The following is a 24,614-nucleotide window of genomic DNA, read 5'->3' on the forward strand; positions in this document are numbered from 1 at the left end:
TGCGTGGGCTCCGGCTTGCTTGGGCTCCGGCTTGCTTGGGCTCCGGCTTGCTTGGGCTCCGGCTTGCTTGGGCTCCGGCTTGCTTGGGCTCCGGCTTGCTTGGGCTCCGGCTTGCTTGGGCTCCGGCTTGCCTGGACTCCGCCTGCCCGGACTTCCGTCGCTTGCTCGAGAGAACTTTCCCCTCGCCTGGCTTCGCCCTCGGTCCGGTGCTCTTAGCCTTCGCCCCTTCGCCCCTTCGCCCCTTCGCCCCTTCGCCCCTTCGCCCCTTCGCCCTCGCCCCTTCGTCTCTCATGCCCGGGCTCCGCCCTCGCCTCCCCTCCGCCCCGTATGCCCGCGCTCCGCCTTTGCGCCGTTTCGCCCCCGTTCCAGGGGCTCCGCCCCTGCCCTCTGTCCTCACACCTCGCCTTGGTGGGAGGGATCGGGGGTTTGGTGTCGATCTTTGGTTGTGCTTTGTCGGGCCCACAACGGTTGTGGCCGGGTGGTTACGGGGGGTGTTGTAGGGGGCCTCCTTGTGGGTGATTTCACTCGGGGTGTCATGCTGTGGGTCGACGAATGGTTGTGGGTTTCCGGTCGGTCTCGGCCGGGGATGCCCGTGCCGGAAGTAGGTGCCAGATGACCTGGGCCCGATCCAATGGCAGCTCCACCGCCAACGACGAAGACAGCCGGATGGGTGTTATCCGGGCTGAAGAGGCTGAGCGGCTTGCCGAGCAGAACGACAAGGCCGTCATCACTGTTGCCGGGCATTCCTCGGATGTCACCGAGTGTGCTGAGCTGCTCGCTATGTTGGGGCTTGATGCCTCTTCCGGGCGGCGCCGGTTCGTTCGGGCCTCATAATCATCGGCTAGACCAGGTCCGCTACGTGGACCACCTTGTTCCTCCCGGTGGCTTTTGCGTGGTAGAGGGCGGTGTCCGCGGCGTCCAGCAGTCTCTGCAGGGCCGTTCCCGCTGTGGGGTATGCGGCGATGCCTATCGATACCGATAGGCCCGCGACCTCCAGCTGGCCCACTGGGACGGACAGGGCGCTGATGGCCCTGCGGATCCGCTCGGCCACCGGGGCGATGTCCTGGTGGGCGATACCTGGTAGCAGGACCACGAACTCTTCGCCGCCGAAGCGGCCGACCGCGTCGCCGCGGCCTCGGACGGCCGCGATGATCGCTTCGGCCACCGCGCGGAGGACCGCGTCGCCCGCCAGGTGGCCGTACGTGTCGTTCACCTGCTTGAAGTGGTCCAGGTCCAGCATCAGGAGGCCGAACGTGCCGCGCTGGCGGGCCGCGCCCGCCAAGGTGCGTTCGGCCAGGGCGTGCCAGCCGCTCGTGTTGTACAGGCCCGTCTTGTCGTCGCGGTGGGCCGCCACCTCCAGCTGCCTGACCAGCACCGTCCGGTGCAGCAACAGCAGCGACGGCAGGACCAGGACCACCAGGCCCGGCAACGTCGCCACCGCCAGCGCGTTCAACGCGCCCAGGCAGAGCGTCGCCACCTCCAGGCCGTTGTCCGACCACGTGCCGAACAGCGCTTCCGGGGTCCGGCCGATCTCGCGGCGGGCCGGGAGCACCAGCAGGGCGTTCACCACGAAGAACGTCACGCCGGCCGCGGCCACCGCGAACGTGCCCGTCCAGCCGTGCGTCATCGCCGACCGGACGTCGTCGAGACCGGCCAGGCGCAGCACTCCTTGAGCCGCGTAGCAGGAGAGCAGGATGATCGCCGCGTTGCTGACCGTCCGCGACGCCGGGACGCGCTGCAGCCGGTACCAGCTGCGCATCGCCAGGTGCAGGTACAGGCCCGTGACCAGCACCGCGAGCAGCGGCGGCGAGAGCAGCAGCACGCCGGCGAACGTCCACACCGACGTCATGTTGATGTGCGGTGTGCTCGCCACGCGGCGGCGGATCCGCTCCACCCGGCGGCCCGTCTCCGACTGCAGCACGCCGAGCGCCAGCAGCACCCCGAGGATCGCGACGGTCCGGCGGTCGACCTCGATCGGCGACGGCCGGAGCGTCAGCACCACCGCCAGCGTCTCGCTGACCAGGTAATACGCGATCACGCGCGGACCTTGCCGCCACAGCGCCCACCGCGACGGCCCGCTGCCGCGCATACTCATGGTGTCCGCCCGGTGACGGAGCCGGTCCGGATCGAAGACGCGAAAGGAGGCGCGCCATGTGCGGTCGCGACAACTGATGTCATCGCTCTTCCTCCGAGCCGAGCAGCCGGACCCGGCGCCACGCCCTCGCGATCGGCACGGCCACGGCGGCCCCCGCCGCCCCGGCCACCGCGATGGTGTGCGCCGGGCTCAGCACGTCGGCCAGCACACCCGCGGCCGCGGCGCCGACACCCTGCACGGTGATCAGCCCGGCCGAGTTCACGCCGGCGCACTGCGCGCGGTGCTCGTCCGGCACCCGCCGCATGAACGAGACCGTGCCCTGGATGTTGTAGCCGGTCGCCAATAACCCGGACGCGGCCAGCAGCACCACCGCCGGGACCAGCCCCGGCCGCACGACGAACACGATCAGCGGCAGCCCGGCGGCGATCCCCAGCCAGCCGAGCAGCCGGACCTGCGTCGCTTCCGGGATCCACTTGCCGAAGACGAACCCGCCGAGCACGCTGCCCGCCGGGTCCGCGGCCATGATCAGCCCGACCAGCGTCGCACCCGCGCCGATGCCCGCCGCGTACGGCGCGGCCAGCGCCTCCGGGACGATGTAGAAGCCGGCCAGCCAGTTCAGCGCCACCAGCGTCCGCAGCGCCGGGTCCCGCCAGATCAGCCGGGCGCCGGCCGTCGTCGACGTCAGCCAGGCGCGGCCGCCGGTCGTCGTCGCGGCGGCCACGGCCGGACGCCGTCGTACACCGGACGCCAGCAGCGCGGCCGACAGCAGGAAGGTCACGGCGTCGAGGGCCAGGGCCGCGGTCGGGGCGAGGGCGGTGATCAGCAGGCCGCCGCCGGCGAACCCGGCCAGCTGCGCGCCCTGGATCGTCACGTTCCGCAGGGCCATCCCGACCAGGTAGCGCTCGCCTTCGAGGACCGACGGCAGCAGTGCCTGCTGCGCCGCCTTGAACGGCCCGCCCAGCATCGTCATCACCGCGACCAGCACGCACAGCACCCACAGCGGGACGCCGGGGATCGCGATGACGGCGACCAGCGCGGCCCGGGCCAGGTCGGACACGATCATCACGTCGCGGCGTGGCCACCGGTCGCCCGCGCCGGCCAGCAGGACCCCGCCGAGCAGCGACGGGACGTAGGTGAGGGCGTAGGTCAGGCCGGTCAGCGCGGCCGAGTCGGTCCGCTGGAACACCAGGACGGCGAGCGCGACGCGGGCGAGCTGGTCACCGCAGATCGACAGCAGCTCGGCGGCCCACATCGCGCGGAATTCGGCGACGGCCAAGACCGCGCCGAAACCCACCCGGGTCACCATCGGTGCCCCGGCTGCCGGGATGCCACCACGTCGTCCATCCGCCGGTTCCCCTCGCGCCCCCGAAACCGTTGTTGAGTCACGGTAATCACCGAGCGGAGTGGAATCGAGGCGTTCGGTGACAGTTGCCCCGATCGCACCAGCACCGGCGCCGCCGGGTGGAGGTCAGCCGGGGTGGCCGCCGATGCGGGTGGTCAGCTCCGACGCCGTCGTCGCGACTTCGGCAGCCAGCTCCGGCCACGTCTCTGCGCACGGCTCCGACGTGCAGTGGTGGCGCAAGGTCACGCTGATCGCGGCCAGCGGGCGGGCGCCGTGGTCGAAGACCGGGCAGGCGACGGACGCGAAGCCGTCCGTGACGTGGCCGTCTTCGATCGACCAGCCGAGGCGGCGTTCCGCGGTGAGCGTGCGGCGGAGTTCGGCCAGCGTGCGCGGGCCGCGGCCGGTGCGGAGCACGAACGCCGAGGCCGACGGGAACAGCGCGCGGACGTGCGGTGCGGGCAGGTGCCGCAGGATCGCGCGGCCGGACGCCGTCAGCTGGGCCGGCAGTCGGACGCCGACCTCCGTCACCAGCGTCTCCGGGCGGGCCGGGCGTTCCTTGATCAGGTACAGCGACTCGTTGCCGTGCAGCACACCGAGGTGCGCGGTGTGCCCGGCGCGGTCGACGAGCTTGCGCAGCAACGGCCCGGCCAGCCGCTCCAGCGGGTCGTGGCGCAGGTATGCCGAGCCCAGCTCGAAGGCCGCGATGCCCAGGCCGTACCGGCGTTCCGCGGGCAGGTGCACGACAAAACCGGCGGACTCCAGCTCGTTGAGCAGGTGGTACGTCGTCGAGCGGGGGAGTCCGGCCTCGCGGGCGATCGCCGACGCGGTCACCGGGCCCGGGCGCGTCGCCAGCAGCCGCAGCACCGCCAGCCCGCGGCGCAGCGCCGGGACCTCACTGCTCTCGCCCATGGCCCGAGCCTAATGTCTGGGATACCGGACGGAACCACTCCGTGGGGCATCCCACCAGCGCTAAGTGCCGTGTCCAATGGGCCCATGCCGGAAAAAGTGCTCCTGGGCCCGGAACCCATGACCGCCGCCCAGGTCGTCGACGTCGTCCGCGGCCACGCGCCCGTCGGGCTCACGGACGCGGCCGAGAAGAACCTCGCCGCGACCCGCCAGCACATCGAGAACCTCGCGCACGCCGTCTCGCCGACGTACGGCGTCTCGACCGGGTTCGGCGCGCTGGCCACCCGCCACATCCCGGTGGAGAGCCGGACCGCGCTGCAGCGCAGCCTGATCCGCTCGCACGCCGCGGGCGCCGGGCCGGCCGTCGAGACGGAGGTCGTCCGCGGGCTCATGCTGCTGCGGCTGCGGACCCTCGCCAGCGGGTACACCGGCGTCCGCCCGGGCACCGCGCAAACGCTTGCGGCCCTGCTCAACGCCGGGATCACGCCGATCGTCCACGAGTACGGTTCCCTCGGCTGCTCCGGCGACCTCGCACCCCTGGCCGCCGTCGCGCTCGCGCTGATGGGGGAGGGCGACGTCGACTACCGCGGGGAAATCATGAGCGCGGGAGAAGCGCTCAAGCACGCCGGGATCGAGCCGGTCGTGCTCGCCGAGAAGGAGGGCCTCGCCCTCACCAACGGCACCGACGGCATGCTCGGCATGCTCCTGCTCGCCGCCGCCGACCTGCACCGGCTCTTCGACATCGCCGACCTCACCGCCGCGATGAGCGTCGAGGCGCTGCTGGGTACCGACCGCGTGTTCGCCGCCGACCTGCAGTCGCTGCGCCCGCACCCCGGTCAAGCGCTGAGTGCGGCGCGGATGTGGGGAGCCTTGCAGGGCTCCAAGATCGTCGAGAGCCACCGCGGCCCGGACTGCAACCGCGTCCAGGACGCCTATTCGCTGCGCTGCGCCCCGCAGGTCCACGGCGCCGCGCGTGACAGCCTCACGCACGCCGAACTCGTCGCCGAGCGCGAGCTGGCGTCCGCTGTGGACAATCCCGTCGTGCTGGCCGACGGCCGGGTCGAGTCCAACGGCAACTTCCACGGCGCGCCCGTCGCGTACGTGCTGGACTTCCTGGCCATCCCGATCGCCGACCTGGCCAGCATCGCCGAGCGCCGCACCGACCGGATGCTCGACAAGGCCCGTTCGCACGGCCTTCCGCCGTTCCTCGCGTACGACCCGGGCGTCGACTCCGGGCACATGATCGCCCAGTACACGCAGGCCGCGATCGTCAGCGAGCTCAAGCGGCTCGCGGTACCCGCGTCCGTCGACTCCATTCCGAGCAGCGCCATGCAGGAGGACCACGTCTCCATGGGCTGGTCGGCCGCGCGGAAGCTGCGCAAGGCCGTCGACGGCCTGACGACCGTGCTCGCCATCGAGCTGCTGACGGCGGCCCGGGCGCTCGACTTCCGGGCACCGCTCGAGCCGTCGCCGGTCACCGGCCGCGTCCGGGACCTGCTTCGCACCAAGGTCGAGGGCCCCGGCCCCGACCGGCACCTGGCGCCCGAGATCGCGGCCGCCGAAGAACTCGTCCGCTCCGGCGCCGTCCTCGACGCCGCCCGTCTGGAGGTCTGAGCATGTCCCGTGTCGTCCGTGCCGCCCGCGGCACCCAGCTGACCGCGAAGTCGTGGCAGACCGAAGCCGCGCTGCGGATGTTCCACAACAACCTCGACCCCGACGTCGCCGAGCGGCCCGAGGACCTGGTCGTCTACGGCGGCACCGGCAAGGCCGCCCGCAACTGGGCCAGCTTCGACGCGATCACCCGCGAACTGACCACTTTGGACACCGACGAGACGCTGCTCGTCCAGTCGGGCAAGCCGGTCGGCGTGTTCCGCACGCACGAGTGGGCGCCGCGCGTGCTCATCGCGAACTCGAACCTGGTCGGCGACTGGGCCACCTGGCCCGAGTTCCGCCGGCTCGAGCAGCAGGGCCTGACGATGTACGGCCAGATGACGGCCGGGTCGTGGATCTACATCGGCACCCAGGGCATTCTCCAGGGCACCTACGAGACGTTCGCCGCCGTCGCCAAGAAGAAGTTCGGCGGCTCGCTGCGCGGGACCTTGACCGTGACCGCCGGCCTCGGCGGGATGGGCGGCGCGCAGCCGCTCGCCGTGACCATGAACGACGGTGTCGCGCTGGTCATCGAGGTCGACCCGCAGCGTGCGCACCGCCGCGTCGAGACGCGCTACCTGGACGAGGTCGCCGACGACCTCGACGACGCGATTTCCCGTGTCACCAAAGCGAAGCAGGAGAAGCGGCCGCTGTCGGTCGGTGTGGTCGGCAACGCCGCCGAGGTGCTGCCGGAGCTGTTGCGCCGCGGTGTCGAGGTGGACATCGTCACCGACCAGACGTCCGCGCACGACCCGCTGTCGTACCTGCCCAAGGGTGTCGACGTCGCCGACTGGCACGACTACGCGGCCAAGAAGCCCGACGAGTTCACCGACCGCGCGCGCGAGTCGATGGCCGAGCACGTCGAGGCCATGCTCGGCTTCCTCGACAAGGGCGCGGAGGTCTTCGACTACGGGAACTCCCTGCGCGGCGAGGCGAAGCTCGGCGGCTGCGAGCGCGCGTTCGACTTCCCCGGGTTTGTGCCCGCCTACATCCGCCCGCTGTTCTGCGAGGGCAACGGCCCGTTCCGCTGGGCCGCCCTCTCCGGTGACCCGGAGGACATCGCGGCGACCGACCGCGCGATGCTGGAACTGTTCCCGGAGAACGAATCCCTCGCCCGCTGGATCAAGCTGGCCGGCGAGCGCGTCGCGTTCCAGGGCCTGCCGGCGCGGATCTGCTGGCTCGGGTACGGCGAGCGGCACCTGGCCGGTCTGCGGTTCAACGAGATGGTGGCCAGCGGCGAGCTGAAGGCCCCGGTCGTCATCGGCCGCGACCACCTGGACTCCGGCAGCGTCGCTTCGCCGTACCGCGAGACCGAGGGCATGGCCGACGGCTCCGACGCGATCGCCGACTGGCCGCTGCTGAACGCGCTGGTCAACACGTCGTCCGGCGCCAGCTGGGTGTCGATCCACCACGGCGGCGGGGTGGGCATGGGCCGCTCGATCCACGCCGGGCAGGTCAGCGTGGCCGACGGGACGGCGCTGGCCGCGCAGAAGCTCGAGCGCGTGCTCACCAACGACCCGGGCATGGGCGTCATTCGGCACGTCGACGCCGGTTACGATCGCGCGGCCGACGTCGCCGACGAGCGGGGCGTGCGGGTGCCGATGCAGGGGGATGCGTGACCGCTTCTGGCTTCCTGGGAGAGATCGACGACGTCGGACGCGACCCTAAGCGCGGCGGTTACTCCCGTCACGCCTTCGACGCGCCCGAGCACGACCTGCGTGAGTGGTTCGTCGACCGGGCGCTGGGGCTCGGGCTGGACGTCGAGACCGACCGCAACGGCAACATCTGGGCCTGGTGGGGGCCGCCGGGGCGCAACGCCGTCGTCACCGGCAGCCACCTCGACTCGGTGCCCGGCGGTGGCGCGTTCGACGGCCCGCTCGGCGTCGCGAGCGCGCTGGCCGCCGTGGAAGCCTTGCAGGTCAAGGGGTTCCGGGCGCGCAAGCCGATCGCCGTCGTGGTGTTCGCCGAGGAGGAGGGCGGCCGGTTCGGCGTCCCGTGCCTCGGTTCGCGGCTGCTCACCGGCACCATCAACCCCGACAAGGCGCGCGGCCTGCGTGACGCCGACGGCGTCACGTTCGCCGAGGCGGCCAAGAAGGCCGGCGTCGACCCGGCGCGGATGGGGCCGGACGCCGAGCGGCTCGACAAGATCGGCCAGTTCCTGGAACTGCACGTCGAACAGGGCCGCGGGCTGATCGACCTCGGCGCGCCGGTGGCCGTCGGCAGCACCGTGATCGCGCACGGCCGGTGGCGGTTCTCCTTCTCCGGCCAGGGAAACCACGCCGGCGCGACGCTCCTGGGCGACCGGGCCGACCCGATGCTGCCGGCCGCGGCGACTGTCACCGCGGTCCGGCGGCTGGCTTCGGGCGTGCCGGACGCGCGGGCGACCGTCGGCCGGCTCGTGCCGACCCCCGGTGGAACCAACGTCATCGCGTCCACAGTGGACCTCTGGCTCGACGCGCGCGTGCCCGGTGAGGGCACGCCGAACCTGGTCGCCGAGATCAGCCAAGCGGCGTCGGCCGCGGCGCGGGAGGAGGGCTGTCAGCTCCAGGTGACCCGCGAGTCGTACTCCGGCGACGTCGTGTTCGACGAAGGGCTGCGCCGCGCCCTCGGCGGCTGGCTCGGCGGCGTGCCGGAACTGCCGACCGGCGCCGGTCACGACGCGGCGATCCTCGCCGGGTTCGTCCCGGCCGGGATGCTGTACGTGCGCAACCCGACCGGCATCAGCCACTCGCCGGAGGAGTTCGCCGAGGCGGCGGACGTCGAGGCGGGCGCGGAGGCGCTGGCCACCGCGCTGGAGCAGCTGGCGCGATGACGTACTGGTGCGAGCAGGCCTGGCTGCCCGGCGGGATCGCGCGCGGCGTGCGGATCGAGGTTTCGGGTCAGGAGATCACCTCGGTGACGCCGGACTCGCCGCGCGCCGGAACCGTCCTGAGTGGACTGACGCTGCCCGGGTTCGCGAACGGGCACTCGCACGCGTTCCACCGGGCGTTGCGCGGCCGGACGCACCACGAGCGGGGCACGTTCTGGACGTGGCGCGAGCGGATGTACGCGCTCGCGTCCCGGCTCGATCCCGACACGTACTACCGGCTGGCCCGCGGTGCCTACGCCGAGATGGTCCTGGGTGGGTACACGAGCGTCGGCGAGTTCCACTACCTGCACCACGCGCCGGGCGGCAAGCCGTACGCCGACCCGAACGCCATGGGGGAGGCCCTGCGCCAGGCCGCGGCCGACGCCGGGATCCGGCTGACCCTGCTCGACACCTGCTACCTGGCGGGCGGCATCGGCGTCGAGCCCGACGAGATGCAACAGAGGTTTTCCGACGGCTCGGCTTCGAAGTGGGCTGCGCGGGTCGCCTCGCTGAAAGAGGACGAGCTGTTCCGCGTCGGCGCCGCGATCCATTCGGTGCGCGCGGTCCCGGCCGACCAGCTGTCGCTTGTGGACAGTGCTCGCGTGGTGCACATCCACCTCTCCGAGCAGCGCGCCGAGAACGAGCAGTGCCTGGCCGCCTACGGCCGCACGCCGACCGAACTCCTGGACGACCACGGCGTGCTGACCGACTGCCTGGTCGCCGTGCACGCCACGCACCTGACGACGTCGGACATCACCCGGCTCGGCGCCGCCCGCGCCGGGGCGTGCTTCTGCCCGACGACCGAACGCGACCTCGGTGACGGCATCGGGCCGGCCCGCGCGCTGCGGGACGCGGGTGTGCGGCTCAGCGTCGGCAGCGACAGCAACGTCGTCGTCGATGCCTTCGAGGAGACCCGCGCGCTCGAACTCGACGACCGGCTGGCCAGCGAAGAACGCGGCCGGTTCACCGCCGAGGAACTCCTGGCCGCGGGCACCGACCACGCGACCGTCGGGTGGCCGGAGGTCGGGCGTATCGAAGCGGGCGCGGGCGCGGACTTCGTGACGGTCGCGCTGGACTCCGTGCGGACGGCCGGGATCGAGCCGTCCGGGGTGGTGTTCGCCGCGTCCGGCGCCGACGTCCGGCACGTCGTCGTTGCGGGCCGGGACGTCGTCCGCGACGGGACGCACCAGCTGATCGAGCGACCGGAAACCGTTCTGTCGAAGGAGATCGAGGCACTGTGGCAGTCGTGATCACGGGGATCGGCGAGCTGACGACCAACGACGCCGAGCTGGGCCGGCTGACCGACGCGGCTCTGGTGCTCGACGGCACCGAGGTGGCCTGGGTGGGCCCGACGTCCCAGGCGCCGGACGCCGACGAACACGTCGACGTCGAGGGCCGCGCGGTCCTGCCGGGCTGGGTCGACAGCCACACCCACCTCGTCTTCGCCGGGGACCGGACCGCCGAGTTCGAAGCCCGGATGGCCGGGAAGCCTTACACCGCGGGCGGAATCGCGACGACCGTCGGTGCGACGCGGGAGGCGTCCGACGAGCAGCTGGCCGCGAACCTGCGCCGGCACGTCGACGAAGCGGCCCGGCAGGGGACGACCTGCCTGGAGACCAAGACGGGCTACGGGCTGACGGTCGCGGACGAAGCGCGCAGCGCCCGGATCGCCGGGGAGGTCGCCGACGAGGTGACGTTCCTCGGCGCGCACCTGGTACCGCCGGGCGCCGACGCCGAGTCCTATGTGGATCTCGTGTGCGGCGAGATGCTCGATGCCGTAGCGGAAAGCGTGCGCTGGGCCGACGTCTTCTGCGAGACGGGCGCCTTCGACGAGGCTCAGTCGGCACGAGTCCTGAAGGCCGCCGCGGAGCGCGGGCTGGGCCTGCGGGTGCACGGCAACCAGCTCGGTGAAGGCCCCGGCGTCCGGCTGGCGGTCGAGCTGGACGCGGCGAGCGTCGACCACTGCACCTACCTGAGCGACGCCGACGTCGAGGCGCTGGCCGCGTCCGAAACCGTGGCGACGCTGCTGCCCGCGTGCGACCTGTCGACCCGGCAGCAGCTCGCCCCGGCGCGGCGGCTGCTCGACGCGGGCGCGACGGTCGCGCTGGCCAGCAACGCCAACCCCGGCAGCTCGTACACGACGTCGATGGCCTTCTGCGTCGCGACGGCCGTGCTGCAGATGCGCATGACGATCGAGGAGGCCGTCTGGTCCGCGACGGCGGGCGGTGCGCAAGCGTTGCGCCGCAACGACGTCGGCGTCCTGCGCCCCGGCGCGCGGGCGGACGTCCACGTGCTCGACGCGCCGTCCGTCACGCACCTGGCCTACCGCCCCGGAGTCCCGCTCACGAAAGCCGTGTGGCGCGCCGGCGCGCTGGTGCGCTAACGTCGGGACCGAGGACGCGCGAAGACACAGTCCGGTATGGGTTAGTCCGGGCGGCGCAGCACCGGCTCACCTGTGCGTCCCTTCATCGGAAGCGACGAAGGGACAAGTGTGCCTGTTGTCATCATCGGGGCCGGCCTGGGTGGCCTGAGCCTCGCCCAAGGGTTGAGCCGCGCCGGAATCCCGTGCCAGGTCTACGAACGCGACGCGGCCCCGGACGCCCGGCTGCAGGGCTACCGGCTGCACATCGACGGCGCCGGGGACACCGCGTTGCACGAGGTGCTGCGCCCCGAACTGCACGAACTCTTCCGCGCCACGGCGGGCCGGGCGCTGCCGCGCACGAACGTCTACGACGAACAGCTGAGTCTGGCCACGACCCTCGTCGACGAGGGCACCCACCTCAACGTCAACCGCTTCACGCTGCGGCAGATCCTGCTGCACGGCCAGGAAGTCCACTACGGCAAGCGGTTCACGGGTTACGAACTCGACGGAGACGGCGTGACCGCGCACTTCGCCGACGGGACCTCCGCGCGCGGAACGGTGCTGGTGGGCGCGGACGGCGTCCATTCCCCGGTGCGGCAGCAGTACCTGCCGCACGCCGAGGTCGTCGACGCCGGGCTGGTGCACCTCTACGGCCGGATCCCGCTCACCGGCCGGACGCGCGCGCTGTTCGACCCCGAGATGTTCGCGGTGTTTTCCATGGCGATCGGGCCGGACCGGACGATGGCCGGGTTCGCGCCGGTCGACTACCCGGAGCCGGTCGCCGAGGCGTGCGCGCGCCTGGTGCCGGAGCTACGGCTGCGCGACCACGAGCCGTACATGACGTGCGCGGTCGGCACGCGCCGTGAGGTGCTCGGCCGGTCCGACGCGGAGCTGGCCGCGATGTCGGCGGCCGGCCTGCAGGAACTCGCGCTCGGCCTGGTCGAGGGCTGGCACCCGCGGGTCCGGGCCATGGTCGAAAGCTGGGACGCCGGGGCGACGTTCCCGCAGCCGATCCGCACGAGCGTGCCGGTTGGGTCGTGGTCACCGTCGCGGGTGACGCTGGTCGGCGACGCGATCCACGCGATGAGCCCGGCCGCCGGCGCGGGCGCCAACACCGCCTTGCGCGACGGCGCGGCGCTGGCGTCCGCGCTGGCCGGGGCCCCGCTGCTCGACGCCGTGGCGGAGTACGAGTCCGCGATGGTGGACTACGGCTTCGCGGCGGTGCGGGAGTCCGCCGAGAACGGGCGCCGGTACATGGGCCAGCACCCGTTGCCCGCTACCGCGGCCGGATGACCGGTGTCACGGCCAGGCCGTGCTTCGTGACGGGGGATGCCCCCGCCACGAAGACCGCCGGTGGCTAGTTGGTGATCACGACCCGGCGGCACTGCGTCACCGAGCCGGACTGCTCGTTGATCTTCACCCCGGCGCTGGTGCCGGTCAGCGCCGAGTTCTCGGCCCCCGTCAGGTCGTAGTGGATCAGGGTCTCGCCGTTGACCGCGGCGATCACCGTGCCGGCCCGGACGGTCGCGGTCAGCGTGTGGAACCCGCCGGCGTTGACCGGCTTCCCGGTCGCCAGGACCAGCTGGGTGATGGTGCCGCCGATGTTCTTGTACAGCCGGATGTTCACCCCGCCGGTCTCCGGGGTGAACAGCAGGTAGTTCGACGCGTCGGTGTACCGCAGGAAGATCCCGAACCCGGCCTGGCCGGTCCACAGGAAGTCGGCCTCGGCCCGGTGGTCCGGGCTGCCCGTCTCGACGACGCCGTTGTCCGCGACGTTGTCGGCGCTGGCGGACCGCAGCAGCCCGTCCGTCACGGTCAGCGCGCCCGCCGCGACCCACCAGGGGATGGGCAGGGCGCCGTTCGGCTGCTGGAACGACGTCGCCAGCACGAGCTGGTCGTAGCCGGCCCGGACGGCCGCCTGCTCGCCGGGCACGAACCCGAGCGGCGTCTGCTGCGCGCCGACACCCAGGTAGGTGAACGCGAGCCGCGACTCCGTGCTCGGGGCGTCTTCGGTGGCCATCACCGTGAAGACCTGGCCCGGGGTGGTTTCCAGCATCGACGCGTAGGTCGTCATGCCGCCCTTCGCCGGGATCTGGACGACGTAGGGCGGCAGCCAGCTGGTGCCGCGGTCGCGCGTCGCCCGGATGACGAACCGGCCCGCGCTGTCGCGCAGGTACACGACGACGGTGTCGTCCGCGAGCCACGCCGACGACGGCCGCCCGGTGCCGGTGAACGCGGCGGCGGGTGTGGACCACGTGGCGCCGTTGTCGGTGGACAGGGCCGCGCCGATGGACGCGTTGTTGCCCCACCGGAACGTCAGGAACAGGGCGCTGCCCCGGTTCACCAGGTACGGCTCCTGGTAGTCGCGGCCCGCGCTCTGGCCGTTGACCACCCGGGTCGAGGTCCAGGTGGCGCCGTTGTCGGTGGAGCGGGCGATCCACGCCGAGTCGAAGGTCTCGCCGCTGCTCTTCGAGTAGTGCGGTGCGAGCAGCGAGTTGTCGGCGAGCTGGACGACGGGCGCGGAGATCGCCGACGACGGCAGGCTCGCGTCGATCCGGACCTCGCTGCCCCACGTCGCGCCGCCGTCGGCGGAGGAGCGGAAGAAGGAGCCGGCCGCGCCGACGGACGTGGTGGCCTTGAAGTACGTCAGGTAGAGCTTGGTGCCGTCGCGGCTGAGCGAGATGGACGGGTCGCGGAAGTCGGTCCCGGCGGAGGCCGCGATCACCGTGGCGGGCGCGCTCCACGTCCGGCCGTCGTCGTGGCTCGCGGTGCTCCGGATGAAGCCGTCACGGTTGGTGTAGTGGTTGCTGCCCTGGCGGTACACGACCAGGAGTGTGTTGTCGGGCAACCGGGTGACGCTCGGGAACGCCGAGTGCTGGGTGTCCTGCCCATAGGCGATGGCGGGCTTGGCGGGCCGGATGGTCCGGAGGACGCCGGCGGGGCTGTCGGGTGGACGCAGGGTCATGCCCCGACCGTAGCGTCCTCGGCCGGGGCGGCAGCGGAGGTTTTCGCGGTTCGCCGGACGGCCGTGACGATCCCGCAGACCGCGAGCAGGCCGCACAGCCACGCGAACCAGCCGCCGAGGCGCGCGTACGGGGTGGTGCCGCTGCCGAGCGGGACGTCCGCGGTCACCACCGAGAACGGCTGTGCTCCCGTGTGGGTGTCGGCGAGCACGCGGCCGTGGGCGTCGGACAGCATCGGCGTGCCGCGGGCCGCGCTCCACGCCACCGAGAACCCGTTCTCGACGCCGCGGATCAGCGCGGTGCGGCTGTGCTCCCAGCCGTCGACGTCCTCATCCGACGCCGGGATCAGCACCAGGCCGGTGCCGGCCTGGCCGTAGTCGCCGCTGGGGTCGGCGAAGTTGACGTCCATGCAGACCAGCAGGCCGATCTTCGCCGGCCCCGCGAGGTACGCGAGGTCCGTCCCGGACACGATGTTCTTCGAATCCCCGTTGTGCCACTTGCGGAACTCGACGGGCGGACCGGACAGCGGGACGTCGAGCGCGGCGTTGAACCGGCCCTGCGGCGTGGTGTCGTAGACGCCGGTGACCACCTCGACGCCGGTGCGGCGCAGCTGCTCGGCGAACCCGGCCCGGGAAGCGTCGTCCACCGCGAAGGCGGCTTCCGGGAGCACGGCGACGCGGACGCCGCCGGGCAGCGCGCCGATCTGGTCCACATAGGACTGCAGGAGTGCGGCGCCCTGCGGCGTCGTGACGTCCGTGGCATAACCCGCCTTCGCCGGGACGACCAGCGCGACCTTCGCCGTGGTTCCCGCGGGACTGCTCAGCCGGGCGGTGCTCCAGAAGAACAGGCCGGTCAGCACGGCGGCGACCGCCACCACCGAGATCAGCCGGGAACCACCCTTGACGCCGGGCGCGCAGATCGCGGCGGCCGCGGCCGGAACGGCCAGCACCAGGAACTCGACCCCCCAGCCGCCGGTGACGGACGCGAGCTGCAGCACGACCGGCCGGTCGGCCTGGGTCGTCATGAACGTCCCCATCAGGCCGGTCGGGTTCAGCAGGGAGACCGCGTAGAGCGCGACCGTCCACAGTCCGGCCGCGGCGAGCACGGCCAGCATCGCGTGGTGCCGTCGGACCAGCAGCCGGAACAGCCCGGCGGCGAGGGCGAACAGCAGCGCGCTGCCGGCGAGGATCGCGATCCCGGCCGGGCGCGGAACTGAGAGTGAGTGCCAGAAGTAGCTCCAGCTCGGGACGCTGCCCGCGGCGTACGCGACGAACGCGCAGAGCAGCGCCGTCAGGCCGGACACCCGCGGCGCGAGCAGCAGGATCGGCAATGGTGCGCACCACGCCAGCTCGGGGACCGGGTCCATGCCCGTGCCGAAGAAGAACAACAGTCCCGATGCCACCGTCGCGGCGATCGGCCAACCCGGCCCCAGTCTGCTCATGACCTCGACGTTCGCAGCGGTGGCGGCCGGAAACACTGGGCTGGACCACCGTCTTCGTGGTCGGGCTGGCCCTACCTGCCGGAAATGCGTGGTTCGTCCCGAGAAGCGCAGGCCGGTTCATGGAGAGTTCAGGGAGCCGTCACACCGCAGGGATCGGGTTCCGGACGGCCGATCCGTAGCGTTGCTCAACGAACAGCCTCCGGCGACGGAAATGAGCCCCGCATGGACTTCTCGCTGATCGTGCTGGTGGTGATCGTCGCGGCGTTGGCCTTCGACTTCACCAACGGCTTCCACGACACGGCCAACGCGATGGCCACGTCCATCGCCACCGGCGCACTCAAGCCGCGGGTCGCGGTGGGGGTGTCCGCGGTGCTGAACCTCGTCGGCGTTCCTCTCGGTGGAGGTCGCGAAGACGATCTCCGGGGGGATCGTCGACGACACCAAGGTGACCCCGGTCATCATCTTCGCCGGACTCGTCGGGGCCATCGTGTGGAACCTGGTGACCTGGCTGATCGGGCTGCCGTCGAGCTCCTCGCACGCGCTGTTCGGCGGGCTGATCGGCGCCACCTGGATCGCCTCCGGCTCGGACGCCGTCCACTTCGGCAAGGTCGTCGAGAAGGTCCTCATCCCGGCCCTCGCCTCGCCGATCGTCGCCGGGCTCGTCGCGACGCTGGGCACCTTCCTCGTCTACCGGATCACCAACCGGGCGAAGCGGGACACCGTGGGCCGCACCTTCAAGGCCGGCCAGATCGCCTCGGCCTCGCTGGTGTCGCTCGCGCACGGCACGAACGACGCGCAGAAGACGATGGGTGTCATCACGCTGACGCTGATCGCGTCCGGCTCGCTCGCGCCGGGCTCGAACCCGCCGATCTGGGTCATCCTGACCGCGGGCACCGCGATCGCGCTCGGCACCTACCTCGGCGGCTGGCGGATCATCCAGACGATGGGCAAGAAGCTCACCGAAATCCAGACGCCGCAGGGCTTCGCGGCCGAGACGTCCGCCGCGGCCGTCATCCTCACCTCGGCGCACCTCGGCTTCGCGCTCTCCACCACGCACGTCTGCTCGGGCGGCATCATCGGCTCCGGCCTCGGCCGCCGGCTCGCCGAGGTGCGCTGGGGCGTCGCGGGCAAGATGGTGGTCGCCTGGGCGCTGACGCTGCCGGCCGCCGCGATCGTCGGCGCGGTCGCCGCCGAGGTGTCGACGCTCGGCACCTGGGGCACGGTCCTCATCGGCCTCGCCGGGGTCGTCGTCGCGGTGGGCATCTACCTCGCGTCGCGGCGGAACCCGATCAGCGCCAACAGCATCAACGAGCCCGAGCCGGCCACGCAGCCGGCCAACGTCTGAGGAGCGCCGTGAACATCGATTGGGGTTCCCTCGGTCTCGTCTTCGTCGTCGCGCTCGCCTCGGTGGTCGTGCTGACGAGCCTCTTCTCCTTCGGAGTAGTGGGGCTCTCCCAGCGCGAGTCGGCCCGTGAGGCGGGCGGCTCGGGCACCGGCCCGCTGGCCGGCGCGATCCTCTGCTTCGTCGTCTGCCTGGCGATCGTCGGTTACGGGATCTACTTGATCGTCGCCTGAGCCCGTTCCCGGAGGCCGTCCGGGAGTGCGCCGAGCATCGGGGCCAGCGTGCCCCGGCGCTCGGCGCTCAGGTGGTTCAGCAGGTCGAGCGCCGGGACCCAGAGGTCCTCGTCGGCGCCGGCCGCGGTGATCACCCGGCCGAGGCGGTGGGCCGGGAGCAGGCCGACGACGTGGTCGACGCGGCTCTTGTCGTCGAGCACGAACGCGATCCGCAGCAGGCCGGGGTCGTCGATCTCCTCGAGGCAGCGCCGGACCGTCGGGTCCGGGAGGTGCCCGACGAACCGGCCGAGGGTGATCCAGTCCTCGCGTCCGGCCAGCTCGCCCGCGACGGCCAGCACCGTCTCCAGGGGGATGCGCGAGATGATCGCGCTCGCGCGGCGCGGGTCGAGGTCGGCGGCGACCTCGGACAGGAATCGCGGGCTCAGCCGCTTGGCGACGTCGACGCCGCGGGAGGCGTCGACCACCCCGGCGATCCGGGCGCACAGCAGCGGGCCGAACACCTTCTCGGCGATCTTCGCCAGCACCGGGCTCGGCACGATCCGCGCGGCGAGCGCCATCCGCTGCAGCACGGCGATGTTCGCGTCGAACAGCGTGTCGGTGACCTGCTCGCGGAACGCCTTCAGGTCGTCGGCGTCGACGCGGGCGAGGTACTCGAGCCCGTCGGACTCGACGCCGAGGACGCGGGCCAGCTTGAGGATCTCGGCTTCGGCCTCGTAGTTCGCGTTCGATGTGCCGGTCACAGCCCGACCGCCTTCCGCACGGCGCCGCGCAGCAGCGCTGGCACGTACCGGAGGCCCTCTTCACCGGCCTCGGCCAACGCCTTCGCCTGGCGACGGCGCGCGTCGTGCAGCGCGTCGGCGAGGTCCTGCCGCTCGTGCTCTTCGAGGGCCTCGATGCCCGCGGGGAGGTAGCCGCCCAACTGATCGGCGAGGGTGCGCTCGGCCATGGTGGATCATGATGCATCACCCGGGGCGCTACCGTGCGGATATGAGCATCGAGACGTCCACCACCCGTGTCGGCGACCTCTCCGCGTACCTGGCCCGCCCGGCAGGCGGCTCCGAGTTCGGGATGCTGCTGCTGCCGATGATCACCGGCATCGGCGAGCAGGTCCGGGCCTGGGCCGACGAGCTCGCCGGCCGCGGCATCACGACGTTGACCTGGGACGTCTTCCACGGCGCGAGCACCGACAACACCTCCCGCGACATCCTCGGTGAGAAGCTCGGCGAACTGCGTGACGACGTCGCGCTCGCCGAGCAGACGGCGTTGCTCGACCACCTGCTCGGGGAGCTCGGCTGCACGTCGGCCGGCGTCATGGGCTGGTGCCTCGGCGGCCGCTTCGCGCTCCTGTTCGCCGCCCGTGACCAGCGGGTTTCCGGCGTTGTCGCCTACCACCCGACGATCCGCGTCCCGGCGCCGCCCAGCCACACCCTCGACGCTGTCGCTTTGTCGACAGAGATCACCGCGCCGGTGCTGGTGTCCTACCCGGAGGCCGACGTCGTCGTCTCGCACGAGACGTTCGGCCGGCTCCAGGCCGCGCTGCAGTCCCGGCCGCGCGGGGCGACGTTCAGCCAGCACTTCCCGGGCGCCGAGCACGGTTTCACCGACTCGTCGCGGCACGAAACGGCGGTCAACGCCGACGCGTTCGCGCTGTCCTGGCCGCAGACCCTGGCGTTCCTGGACACGCTGAAAGGTTGACTTTCGGCAGTGGTCGCCGCCGGTCACGCCTTGTAGCTTCGATCCTGTGCAGGAGGTGACGAAGCGCAGGTGGCGGGTGGCGCTCGACGTCGCCCTCGGCCTGTTCCTGGCGTTCATCGTCGTCTCGGACACCGCGCAGGCCCGGGCGTACGGGGAGATGGCCGGCGGCTTCGCGGTCGTCCTTGCCTCGGTGGCCACGGCCCGGCGCTACCCGGTCGTCTCGCTCGGCATCGCGCTGGCGGGCACGCTGGCCGTGCCGTTCCCGTACGGCAACCGCGTGCCGGTCTGGATGATCTTCGTGCTGGTCGCGATGAGCTACCAGGCCGGCCTGCGGATGCCGCGGGCCCGGCCCGGCCTGCTGGTCGGCGGCGCCGTCGCGGTGCTCGCCCTGCCGATTTCGGTGCTCTTCGGCGACGACGCGCTCGGCGACTGGGCCGAGGTCGTCGCGGTCCTGGTGTTCGCCGGGCTTTCGCCGTGGCTGCTGGGGCGCTACATCCGGCTGCGCGGTGAGCTCGCCCGCACCGGCTGGCGCCGCGCCGAGGAGATGGAGAGCCGCCAGCGCCTGATCGCCGACCAGGCCCGGCTGCGCGAGCGCGCGCGGATCGCCAGCGACATGCACGATTCGCTGGGCCACGAGCTGAGCCTCATCGCCGTCCGCGCGGCGGCCCTGGAGGTCGCCGGCGGGCTCGACGACGGCCAGCGCGGCGCGGCGGCCCAGCTGCGGACCAGCGCCGCGGCCGCCACCGAGCGGCTGCGCGAGATCATCGGCGTGCTGCGTGAGGACGCCGCGCCGGTCGAGCCGGTGCAGGGCGATCTCGGCGAGCTGATCGCGCGGGCCCGGGCGTCCGGCCTGCTCATCGATTCCACAGTGGACAGTGCACAGGCGCCGCCGATGGTCGCTCTCGCGGCCCACCGGGTGGTCCAGGAAGCGCTGACGAACGTGGCCAAGCACGCGCCGGGTGCCGCCGTGACGGTCCGGGTGACCAGCTCCGGCGCGCAGACCGAGGTGAGCGTCGTCAACGCGCCGCCGCCCGCCGGGCCGCTGCCGGGGGCCGCCTCCGGGCACCGCGGGCTGATCGGGCTGCGCGAGCGCGTCCGGCTGGTCGGCGGCACGCTGCGGACCGGGCCGCACGAGGGCGGGTTCGCCGTCACCGCGACACTGCCGCACGACGCCGCGCCGGTCGAGGAGTCCGCCGAGCTGCGGGAGGCCGCCGACGACGCCGTCGGGCAGTCGACGTCGGCCCGTGCGCTGGAGCTGGCGCGCCGCGACGTCCGGCGCAGCCTGGTGCAGGCGGTCGCCGTCCCGCTGGGCCTGTTCGCGGTGGTCGTCGGCGTCGCCGGGATCGTGTTCCTCTACCAGTGGACGTCGTCGGAGCTGCCGCCGCAGGTGTACGACGGGCTGCGGGTGGGGCAGGCGCGCACGGAGGTCGCGCCGCGGCTGCCGGGCAACCAGCGTGTCGCGCGCCCGGTGCGTGGTGAGCCGCCGCTCCCGCCGGTGCCCGGGGCCGCGTGCGAGTACTACGGCACCGGAAGATCGTTGTTCGACAACGACTACGCGGCGTTCCGGCTGTGTTTCGCCGGTGGGAAGCTGGTTTCGAAGGACAGGTTCGCCGAGGGGGTTGCGTGATCAGGGTGCTGCTGGCCGACGACGAGGCGCTGATGCGGGCGGGGGTGGCGGCGATCCTGGGCGCGGACGGCGGCATCGAGGTCGTCGCCGAGGCCGCCGACGGCCGGGCGGCGGTCGACCAGGCGCTCGCCACGCACCCGGACGTCGTGCTGCTCGACATCCGGATGCCCGTCCTGGACGGGCTGGGCGCGGCGGCCGAGATCCGGCGGCTACTGCCCGCGACCGGCGTCATCATGCTGACGACGTTCGGCGAGGACGACTACATCGAACGCGCGCTCGGCCTCGGCGCGGGCGGGTTCCTGCTCAAGTCGGGCGACCCGCGCGAGCTGCTGGCGGGCATCCACGCCGTCGCCGACGGGGCCGCGTTCCTCTCGCCGAAGGTGGCGCAGCGGGTCATCGCGCGGCTCTCCGGCGGTCAGCTCGCGCGTGCGTCGGCAGCCCGCTCGAGAATCGCCTTGCTGACCAACCGTGAGCGGGAAGTGCTGACGTTGCTGGGTTCCGGACTGTCCAATGCGGACATCGCGGCGAAGATGTTCGTCGTCGAAGGCACGGTGAAGGCACACGTGAGCACGATCCTGACCCGGCTCGGCGCGAAGAACCGGGTGCAGGCGGCGATCACGGCGTACGAGGCGGGACTGGTCGGGGGAGATCCGGCGGCCGCCAGCCACTGACCCCGGCGCCGATCCTGGCCGTCGCCTTGGCCGGGGTCATTCTCAGGAGTGCGTTTCGTATCGTCGTGGCGACGGGGTTGGTCAGCTGCGGGCCGACCTTTCCGGCTTGGACGGAGTCCCTTGCGACCTTCTGACTGCGCTGGCGTCTCTCTTGGTCGTACTTGTGGAGTGCTTTTTGGACGGTGTCCTCTGTGGACATGGCGTGAGCGAGCACAACGGCGTCTTCGAGGGCCTGGCAACCGCCCTGGCCGAGGAACGGCGGCATCGCGTGGGCCGCATCGCCGAGCAGCGCGATCTTTCCCCGGACGTAGCTGGTCAGCGGCGTGCCGAGGTAATAAAGGTCGTGATGGAGGATGTGCTCGGCGGGTGTCGCGTCGAGGAGCGCCGGGATCGGGTCGTGCCAGTCGCCGAAGTGCTGCTTGAGGTAGGCCTTGACGTCGGCCGGCCGCTCGCCGGCGCGGACGACGTAGGAGATCCACCAGTAGACGTCGTCACCGGCCAGCGGCAGCACGCCGATCTCGGCGCCGCGATCCCAGCTGGTGCTCAGCGGCGTCCCGGGTCGATGGGCGACGCCGCGGAAGGCGGTGCTGCCGCTGTAGACCGTTTTTTGGCTGCTGTTGCGGAACCGGCTGTTGATCCCATCGGCGGCCACGATGAGATCGGCTTGGAGTTCTCCGCCGGTGTAGCGCACGAAGCCGTCTTCGCGGACTTCGGTGACTTCGGCGCCGGTCTTCCTCGTCTCTTCGGGCAGTGCTCGCGCGAGCGTGTCGACGAGGTCCCGGCGGTGGATCGCGGTGAGGGGCAGGCCGTGGTGACGTTCGAAGGCGGCCGCGTCCCAGCCGGTGATCCGGCGGCCTTTCTTGTCCCTGAGGCCGCCGTCGAGCTGCTTCTTGAGGGGAGCCTGGACGCCGAGGACGTCCAGGCAGCGCTGGGCGTTCGGCCAGAGGGAGATCCCGGCGCCGGCGCCGGTGATCTCGGGTGCTTTCTCCAGGACGGTCACGTCCCAGCCGGCCCGGCGCAACCCGACCGCCGCCGCGAGCCCGCCGATCCCGCCGCCGACCACCACCGCGTCCATTGACTCCTCCTCTACATCTGTAGAGGACTCTACACCTGTAGAGTCGCTGGTTGTGGAGCGTCTCGAGGCCATCGGCGACGCGGCGATCGAGGTGATCGCCGCGGAGGGCATGCGCGGCCTGACCCACCGCGCGGTGGACCGGGCGGCGGGGTTGTCATCGGGCTCGACGTCGTACTACGCGCGAACCCGGGCGGCGCTGCTGGAGCTGACGATCACGCGGATGGTCGCGCTGGACAACGTCGACCTGGAGCCGCCACCGGGCCGGCTGCCGGAGTTCCTGGCGGGCTTCGTCCACGCGGCGATCACGTCCGGCCGGACGCGGATGCTGGCGCGGTACGAGTTCGCGTTGGAGGCGACCCGCCGTCCGGAGCTGCGGGAGGCGTACGACAAGGGCGGCTTGCTGATCCGCCGCCGCTGCGCCTCGGTCCTGGCAGCGGCAGGTTCTCCTGACCCGGAACGGCATGCATCGGTGCTGGTGGCCTGGCTGGACGGCGCGATCTTCGACGCCATCGCGGGGACGGGATCTCTCGCCCCGCCCTCTCTTGCTGCCTTGACCCGCGGTGCCCGGGAAGTGCTGGCCGGCCTGGGCATCTCCGCAAGTCCGTGAAGGCCACATCGAGGGACTCAGAGTCCCTCAATGTGGCCTTCACGGACTTCAGGCGTCTCGGCGGCGCAGCACCGCATTGCCTGCCAGCAAGGCGACTCCGGTCCACGCCGCGCAGATCAGGAGTCCCACCCAGGGCGCGTAAGGGGCGGCTTCCATGGTGATCGGGTTCGGGTGGCCTGCCTCGACCATCGCGTTCACCCCGGCGATGCCCGGGAAGTACGGCACCAGTCCCGGCAATCCGATCGACGCCACGATCAGCGGCAGCGGTACCAGCAGCACGATCACCGTCACCAGCGTTCCCGCCGCACTTCGCAGCGCCCAGCCCACTCCCGTGCAGAGCAGCCCCAGCAAGGCGAAGTAGCCGCCCATGCCGGTCGCCGTCGTGAAGGCGCCCGCGAAAGACGTCGGCAGGCCGTGGCCGTCCTTCAGCAAGCCCGCCACGGCCATTCCCGCGCACGACAGCGCCACGCCGTACACGAACAGCACCGGCAGCAGCACCGCCGCCTTCGCCAGCACCACTCGCGAGCGCACCGGGGTCCACAGCAGCGTCGAACGGATGCCGCCGCCGGCGTACTCGCTCGTCACGAACAGCGTCGCCAGCGCGATCACCGCGAACTGCGTCAGGTAGAAGCCGCCGCCGAGGGCGATGGTGTTCGCGCCCAGGGGGTCGTCGCTGTCGAAGCGCTGGGAGATCGCCGACACCACGCTGTAGAACGCCATCAGCGCGGCCCCGGCGATCACGGTCCACCACGTCGCGCGGACCGACCAGAACTTCGTCCACTCGGAAGACACTGCGGCCGTCATGCCGACACCCCGTACTCCACCGAAGAAGCGGTCAGTTCCATGTATGCCTGCTCGAGCGAGGCCGTCCGCTCGGCGAGCCCGTGCACGCGGATCCCGAGTTCGTGCGCGAGATCGCCGACGCGGGTGACGTCGACGCCGTCGACCACCAGCTCGCCCGGTTCGCCGGGGTGCGTGCGCCCGCCTTCGGCCCGCAGCCGCCGGTCCAGCGTGTCGCGTTCGGCGTCGTCCGGGACGCGCACCGAAACCGTGCTGCGGGAGTTGCCCGCGATGAACTCGGCTACCGGCGCGTCCGCGAGGAGCTTTCCCTTGCCGATCACGACGAGGTGGTCGGCGGTCAGCTGCATTTCGCTCATCAGGTGGCTGGAGACGAACACCGTCCGCCCCTCGGCGGCCAGCGAGCGCATCAGCTGCCGCACCCAGCGGACGCCGTCCGGGTCGAGGCCGTTGACCGGCTCGTCGAACAGCAGCACACCGGGGTCGCCGAGCAGCGCGCCTGCGATGCCCAGCCGCTGCCCCATGCCGAGCGAGAACTGCCCGGCCCGCTTGCCCGCGACGTCCGAAAGGCCGACCGTCGCGAGAACCTCTTCGACCCGCGAAGCCGCGATTCCGTTGCTGCGCGCCATCGCGAGGAGGTGTTTCCCGGCGCTGCGGCCGGGGTGCAGTGCCTTGGCGTCGAGCAGCGCACCGACCTCGCGCAGCGGGTGCTCCAGCTCGGCGTAGCGCCGCCCGCCGACCAGCACTTCGCCTGCCTGCGGGTGGTCGAGCCCGACGGTCATCCGCATGGTCGTCGACTTCCCGGCGCCGTTGGGGCCGAGGAACCCGGTGACCTGCCCCGACGCGACGTCGCAGGTGAGCGCGTCGACGACGGTCTTCTCCCCGTACCGTTTCGTGAGTCCTCTGAGCGTGATCATGGACCCAGTCTGGGTTTCCCGGGACGCCGGGACATCGGCCGA

General features: G+C 72.1%; 23 protein-coding genes and 1 pseudogene. 13 read left to right on the forward strand and 11 right to left on the reverse strand.

Annotated elements, in window-relative coordinates:
* The first annotated feature begins 612 nt into the window (after window positions 1–612).
* The gene (locus ACIOD2_RS21545; RefSeq protein ID WP_247061315.1) at window positions 613–834 is read left to right on the forward strand and encodes a hypothetical protein; all 222 of its coding nucleotides are present in this window, start codon (window positions 613–615) and stop codon (window positions 832–834) included.
* A gap of 7 nt (window positions 835–841) precedes the next feature.
* Here the strand turns inward: ACIOD2_RS21545 and ACIOD2_RS21550 are convergent, their stop codons facing one another.
* The 3 genes from ACIOD2_RS21550 to ACIOD2_RS21560 form a co-directional block, all read right to left on the reverse strand.
* Window positions 842–2,095, reverse strand: a complete 1,254-nt coding sequence (locus ACIOD2_RS21550; RefSeq protein WP_400540547.1) for a diguanylate cyclase — start codon at window positions 2,093–2,095, stop codon at window positions 842–844.
* Between the two features lie 79 nt (window positions 2,096–2,174).
* Complete coding sequence (locus ACIOD2_RS21555; RefSeq protein WP_400540550.1) at window positions 2,175–3,401, reverse strand: MFS transporter; 1,227 nt, start codon at window positions 3,399–3,401, stop codon at window positions 2,175–2,177.
* Window positions 3,402–3,563: 162 nt separating this feature from the next.
* The gene (locus ACIOD2_RS21560; protein ID WP_400540553.1) at window positions 3,564–4,346 is read right to left on the reverse strand and encodes an IclR family transcriptional regulator; all 783 of its coding nucleotides are present in this window, start codon (window positions 4,344–4,346) and stop codon (window positions 3,564–3,566) included.
* 84 nt (window positions 4,347–4,430) lie between these two features.
* Here ACIOD2_RS21560 and hutH point away from each other — a divergent pair, with 84 nt between their 5' ends.
* The 6 genes from hutH (at window position 4,431) to ACIOD2_RS21590 (ending at window position 12,496) form a co-directional block, all read left to right on the forward strand.
* The gene (gene hutH / locus ACIOD2_RS21565; RefSeq protein ID WP_400540556.1) at window positions 4,431–5,957 is read left to right on the forward strand and encodes a histidine ammonia-lyase; all 1,527 of its coding nucleotides are present in this window, start codon (window positions 4,431–4,433) and stop codon (window positions 5,955–5,957) included.
* A gap of 2 nt (window positions 5,958–5,959) precedes the next feature.
* A complete protein-coding gene (hutU, locus tag ACIOD2_RS21570; protein WP_400540559.1) occupies window positions 5,960–7,612 on the forward strand; it encodes a urocanate hydratase in 1,653 nt (550 codons plus the stop codon).
* Window positions 7,609–8,805 (forward strand): allantoate amidohydrolase, encoded by a 1,197-nt coding sequence (locus ACIOD2_RS21575; protein ID WP_400540561.1) that lies wholly within the window; start codon window positions 7,609–7,611, stop codon window positions 8,803–8,805. Before hutU ends, ACIOD2_RS21575 begins: the two co-directional genes overlap by 4 nt.
* Entirely contained in the window at window positions 8,802–10,091 is a 1,290-nt protein-coding gene (locus ACIOD2_RS21580; protein WP_400540563.1) for a formimidoylglutamate deiminase, read from the forward strand. Before ACIOD2_RS21575 ends, ACIOD2_RS21580 begins: the two co-directional genes overlap by 4 nt.
* Window positions 10,079–11,224: an imidazolonepropionase gene (gene hutI, locus ACIOD2_RS21585; protein WP_400540565.1), complete on the forward strand. Its 1,146-nt coding sequence runs from the start codon at window positions 10,079–10,081 to the stop codon at window positions 11,222–11,224. The genes ACIOD2_RS21580 and hutI overlap by 13 nt, the downstream gene beginning before the upstream one ends.
* Window positions 11,225–11,332: 108 nt before the next feature.
* Entirely contained in the window at window positions 11,333–12,496 is a 1,164-nt protein-coding gene (locus ACIOD2_RS21590) for an FAD-dependent oxidoreductase (RefSeq protein WP_400540568.1), read from the forward strand.
* Window positions 12,497–12,560: 64 nt separating this feature from the next.
* On the opposite strand, the gene ACIOD2_RS21595 is transcribed toward ACIOD2_RS21590, so the two are convergent.
* The 3 genes from ACIOD2_RS21595 to ACIOD2_RS21605 form a co-directional block, all read right to left on the reverse strand.
* Entirely contained in the window at window positions 12,561–14,168 is a 1,608-nt protein-coding gene (locus tag ACIOD2_RS21595) for an exo-alpha-sialidase (protein ID WP_400540571.1), read from the reverse strand.
* Window positions 14,165–15,607, reverse strand: a complete 1,443-nt coding sequence (locus ACIOD2_RS21600) for a nitrilase-related carbon-nitrogen hydrolase (RefSeq protein ID WP_400540574.1) — start codon at window positions 15,605–15,607, stop codon at window positions 14,165–14,167. The genes ACIOD2_RS21595 and ACIOD2_RS21600 overlap by 4 nt, the downstream gene beginning before the upstream one ends.
* A gap of 185 nt (window positions 15,608–15,792) precedes the next feature.
* Complete coding sequence (locus ACIOD2_RS21605; protein ID WP_400543280.1) at window positions 15,793–15,936, reverse strand: hypothetical protein; 144 nt, start codon at window positions 15,934–15,936, stop codon at window positions 15,793–15,795.
* Here ACIOD2_RS21605 and ACIOD2_RS21610 point away from each other — a divergent pair.
* Together ACIOD2_RS21610 and ACIOD2_RS21615 are read left to right on the forward strand one after the other, a co-directional pair.
* Window positions 15,872–16,952: pseudogene (locus ACIOD2_RS21610) on the forward strand (anion permease). The gene ACIOD2_RS21605 and the pseudogene ACIOD2_RS21610 sit on opposite strands and share 65 nt — an antisense overlap.
* A gap of 8 nt (window positions 16,953–16,960) precedes the next feature.
* Entirely contained in the window at window positions 16,961–17,182 is a 222-nt protein-coding gene (locus ACIOD2_RS21615) for a hypothetical protein (RefSeq protein WP_323332033.1), read from the forward strand.
* Here the strand turns inward: ACIOD2_RS21615 and ACIOD2_RS21620 are convergent.
* Entirely contained in the window at window positions 17,164–17,922 is a 759-nt protein-coding gene (locus ACIOD2_RS21620) for a hypothetical protein (RefSeq protein ID WP_400540577.1), read from the reverse strand. The two genes, ACIOD2_RS21615 and ACIOD2_RS21620, sit on opposite strands and share 19 nt — an antisense overlap.
* Window positions 17,919–18,128, reverse strand: a complete 210-nt coding sequence (locus ACIOD2_RS21625) for a hypothetical protein (protein ID WP_400540580.1) — start codon at window positions 18,126–18,128, stop codon at window positions 17,919–17,921. The genes ACIOD2_RS21620 and ACIOD2_RS21625 overlap by 4 nt, the downstream gene beginning before the upstream one ends.
* Window positions 18,129–18,169: 41 nt before the next feature.
* Here ACIOD2_RS21625 and ACIOD2_RS21630 point away from each other — a divergent pair, with 41 nt between their 5' ends.
* Genes ACIOD2_RS21630 through ACIOD2_RS21640 form a run of 3 tightly spaced genes read left to right on the forward strand, consistent with a single transcriptional unit; the run spans window position 18,170 to window position 21,175 of the window.
* A complete protein-coding gene (locus ACIOD2_RS21630; RefSeq protein WP_400540583.1) occupies window positions 18,170–18,877 on the forward strand; it encodes a dienelactone hydrolase family protein in 708 nt (235 codons plus the stop codon).
* A 46-nt stretch (window positions 18,878–18,923) separates the two neighbouring features.
* A complete protein-coding gene (locus ACIOD2_RS21635) occupies window positions 18,924–20,504 on the forward strand; it encodes a sensor histidine kinase (protein ID WP_400540586.1) in 1,581 nt (526 codons plus the stop codon).
* Entirely contained in the window at window positions 20,501–21,175 is a 675-nt protein-coding gene (locus ACIOD2_RS21640; protein ID WP_400540589.1) for a response regulator, read from the forward strand. Before ACIOD2_RS21635 ends, ACIOD2_RS21640 begins: the two co-directional genes overlap by 4 nt.
* On the opposite strand, the gene ACIOD2_RS21645 is transcribed toward ACIOD2_RS21640, so the two are convergent.
* A complete protein-coding gene (locus tag ACIOD2_RS21645) occupies window positions 21,120–22,250 on the reverse strand; it encodes an FAD-dependent monooxygenase (protein WP_400540592.1) in 1,131 nt (376 codons plus the stop codon). The genes ACIOD2_RS21640 and ACIOD2_RS21645 overlap by 56 nt on opposite strands.
* A 52-nt stretch (window positions 22,251–22,302) precedes the next feature.
* On the opposite strand from ACIOD2_RS21645, the gene ACIOD2_RS21650 reads away from it, so the two are divergent.
* A complete protein-coding gene (locus ACIOD2_RS21650; RefSeq protein WP_400540595.1) occupies window positions 22,303–22,857 on the forward strand; it encodes a TetR/AcrR family transcriptional regulator in 555 nt (184 codons plus the stop codon).
* 48 nt (window positions 22,858–22,905) lie between these two features.
* Here the strand turns inward: ACIOD2_RS21650 and ACIOD2_RS21655 are convergent, their stop codons facing one another.
* Together ACIOD2_RS21655 and ACIOD2_RS21660 are read right to left on the reverse strand one after the other, a co-directional pair.
* Window positions 22,906–23,661, reverse strand: coding sequence for an ABC transporter permease (locus ACIOD2_RS21655; protein WP_400540598.1), 756 nt, complete (start codon window positions 23,659–23,661; stop codon window positions 22,906–22,908).
* Window positions 23,658–24,572 (reverse strand): ATP-binding cassette domain-containing protein, encoded by a 915-nt coding sequence (locus ACIOD2_RS21660; RefSeq protein ID WP_400540601.1) that lies wholly within the window; start codon window positions 24,570–24,572, stop codon window positions 23,658–23,660. The genes ACIOD2_RS21655 and ACIOD2_RS21660 overlap by 4 nt, the downstream gene beginning before the upstream one ends.
* Window positions 24,573–24,614 lie beyond the last annotated feature (42 nt).

Source organism: Amycolatopsis sp. NPDC088138 (assembly GCF_044741685.1).
GTDB lineage: Bacteria > Actinomycetota > Actinomycetes > Mycobacteriales > Pseudonocardiaceae > Amycolatopsis.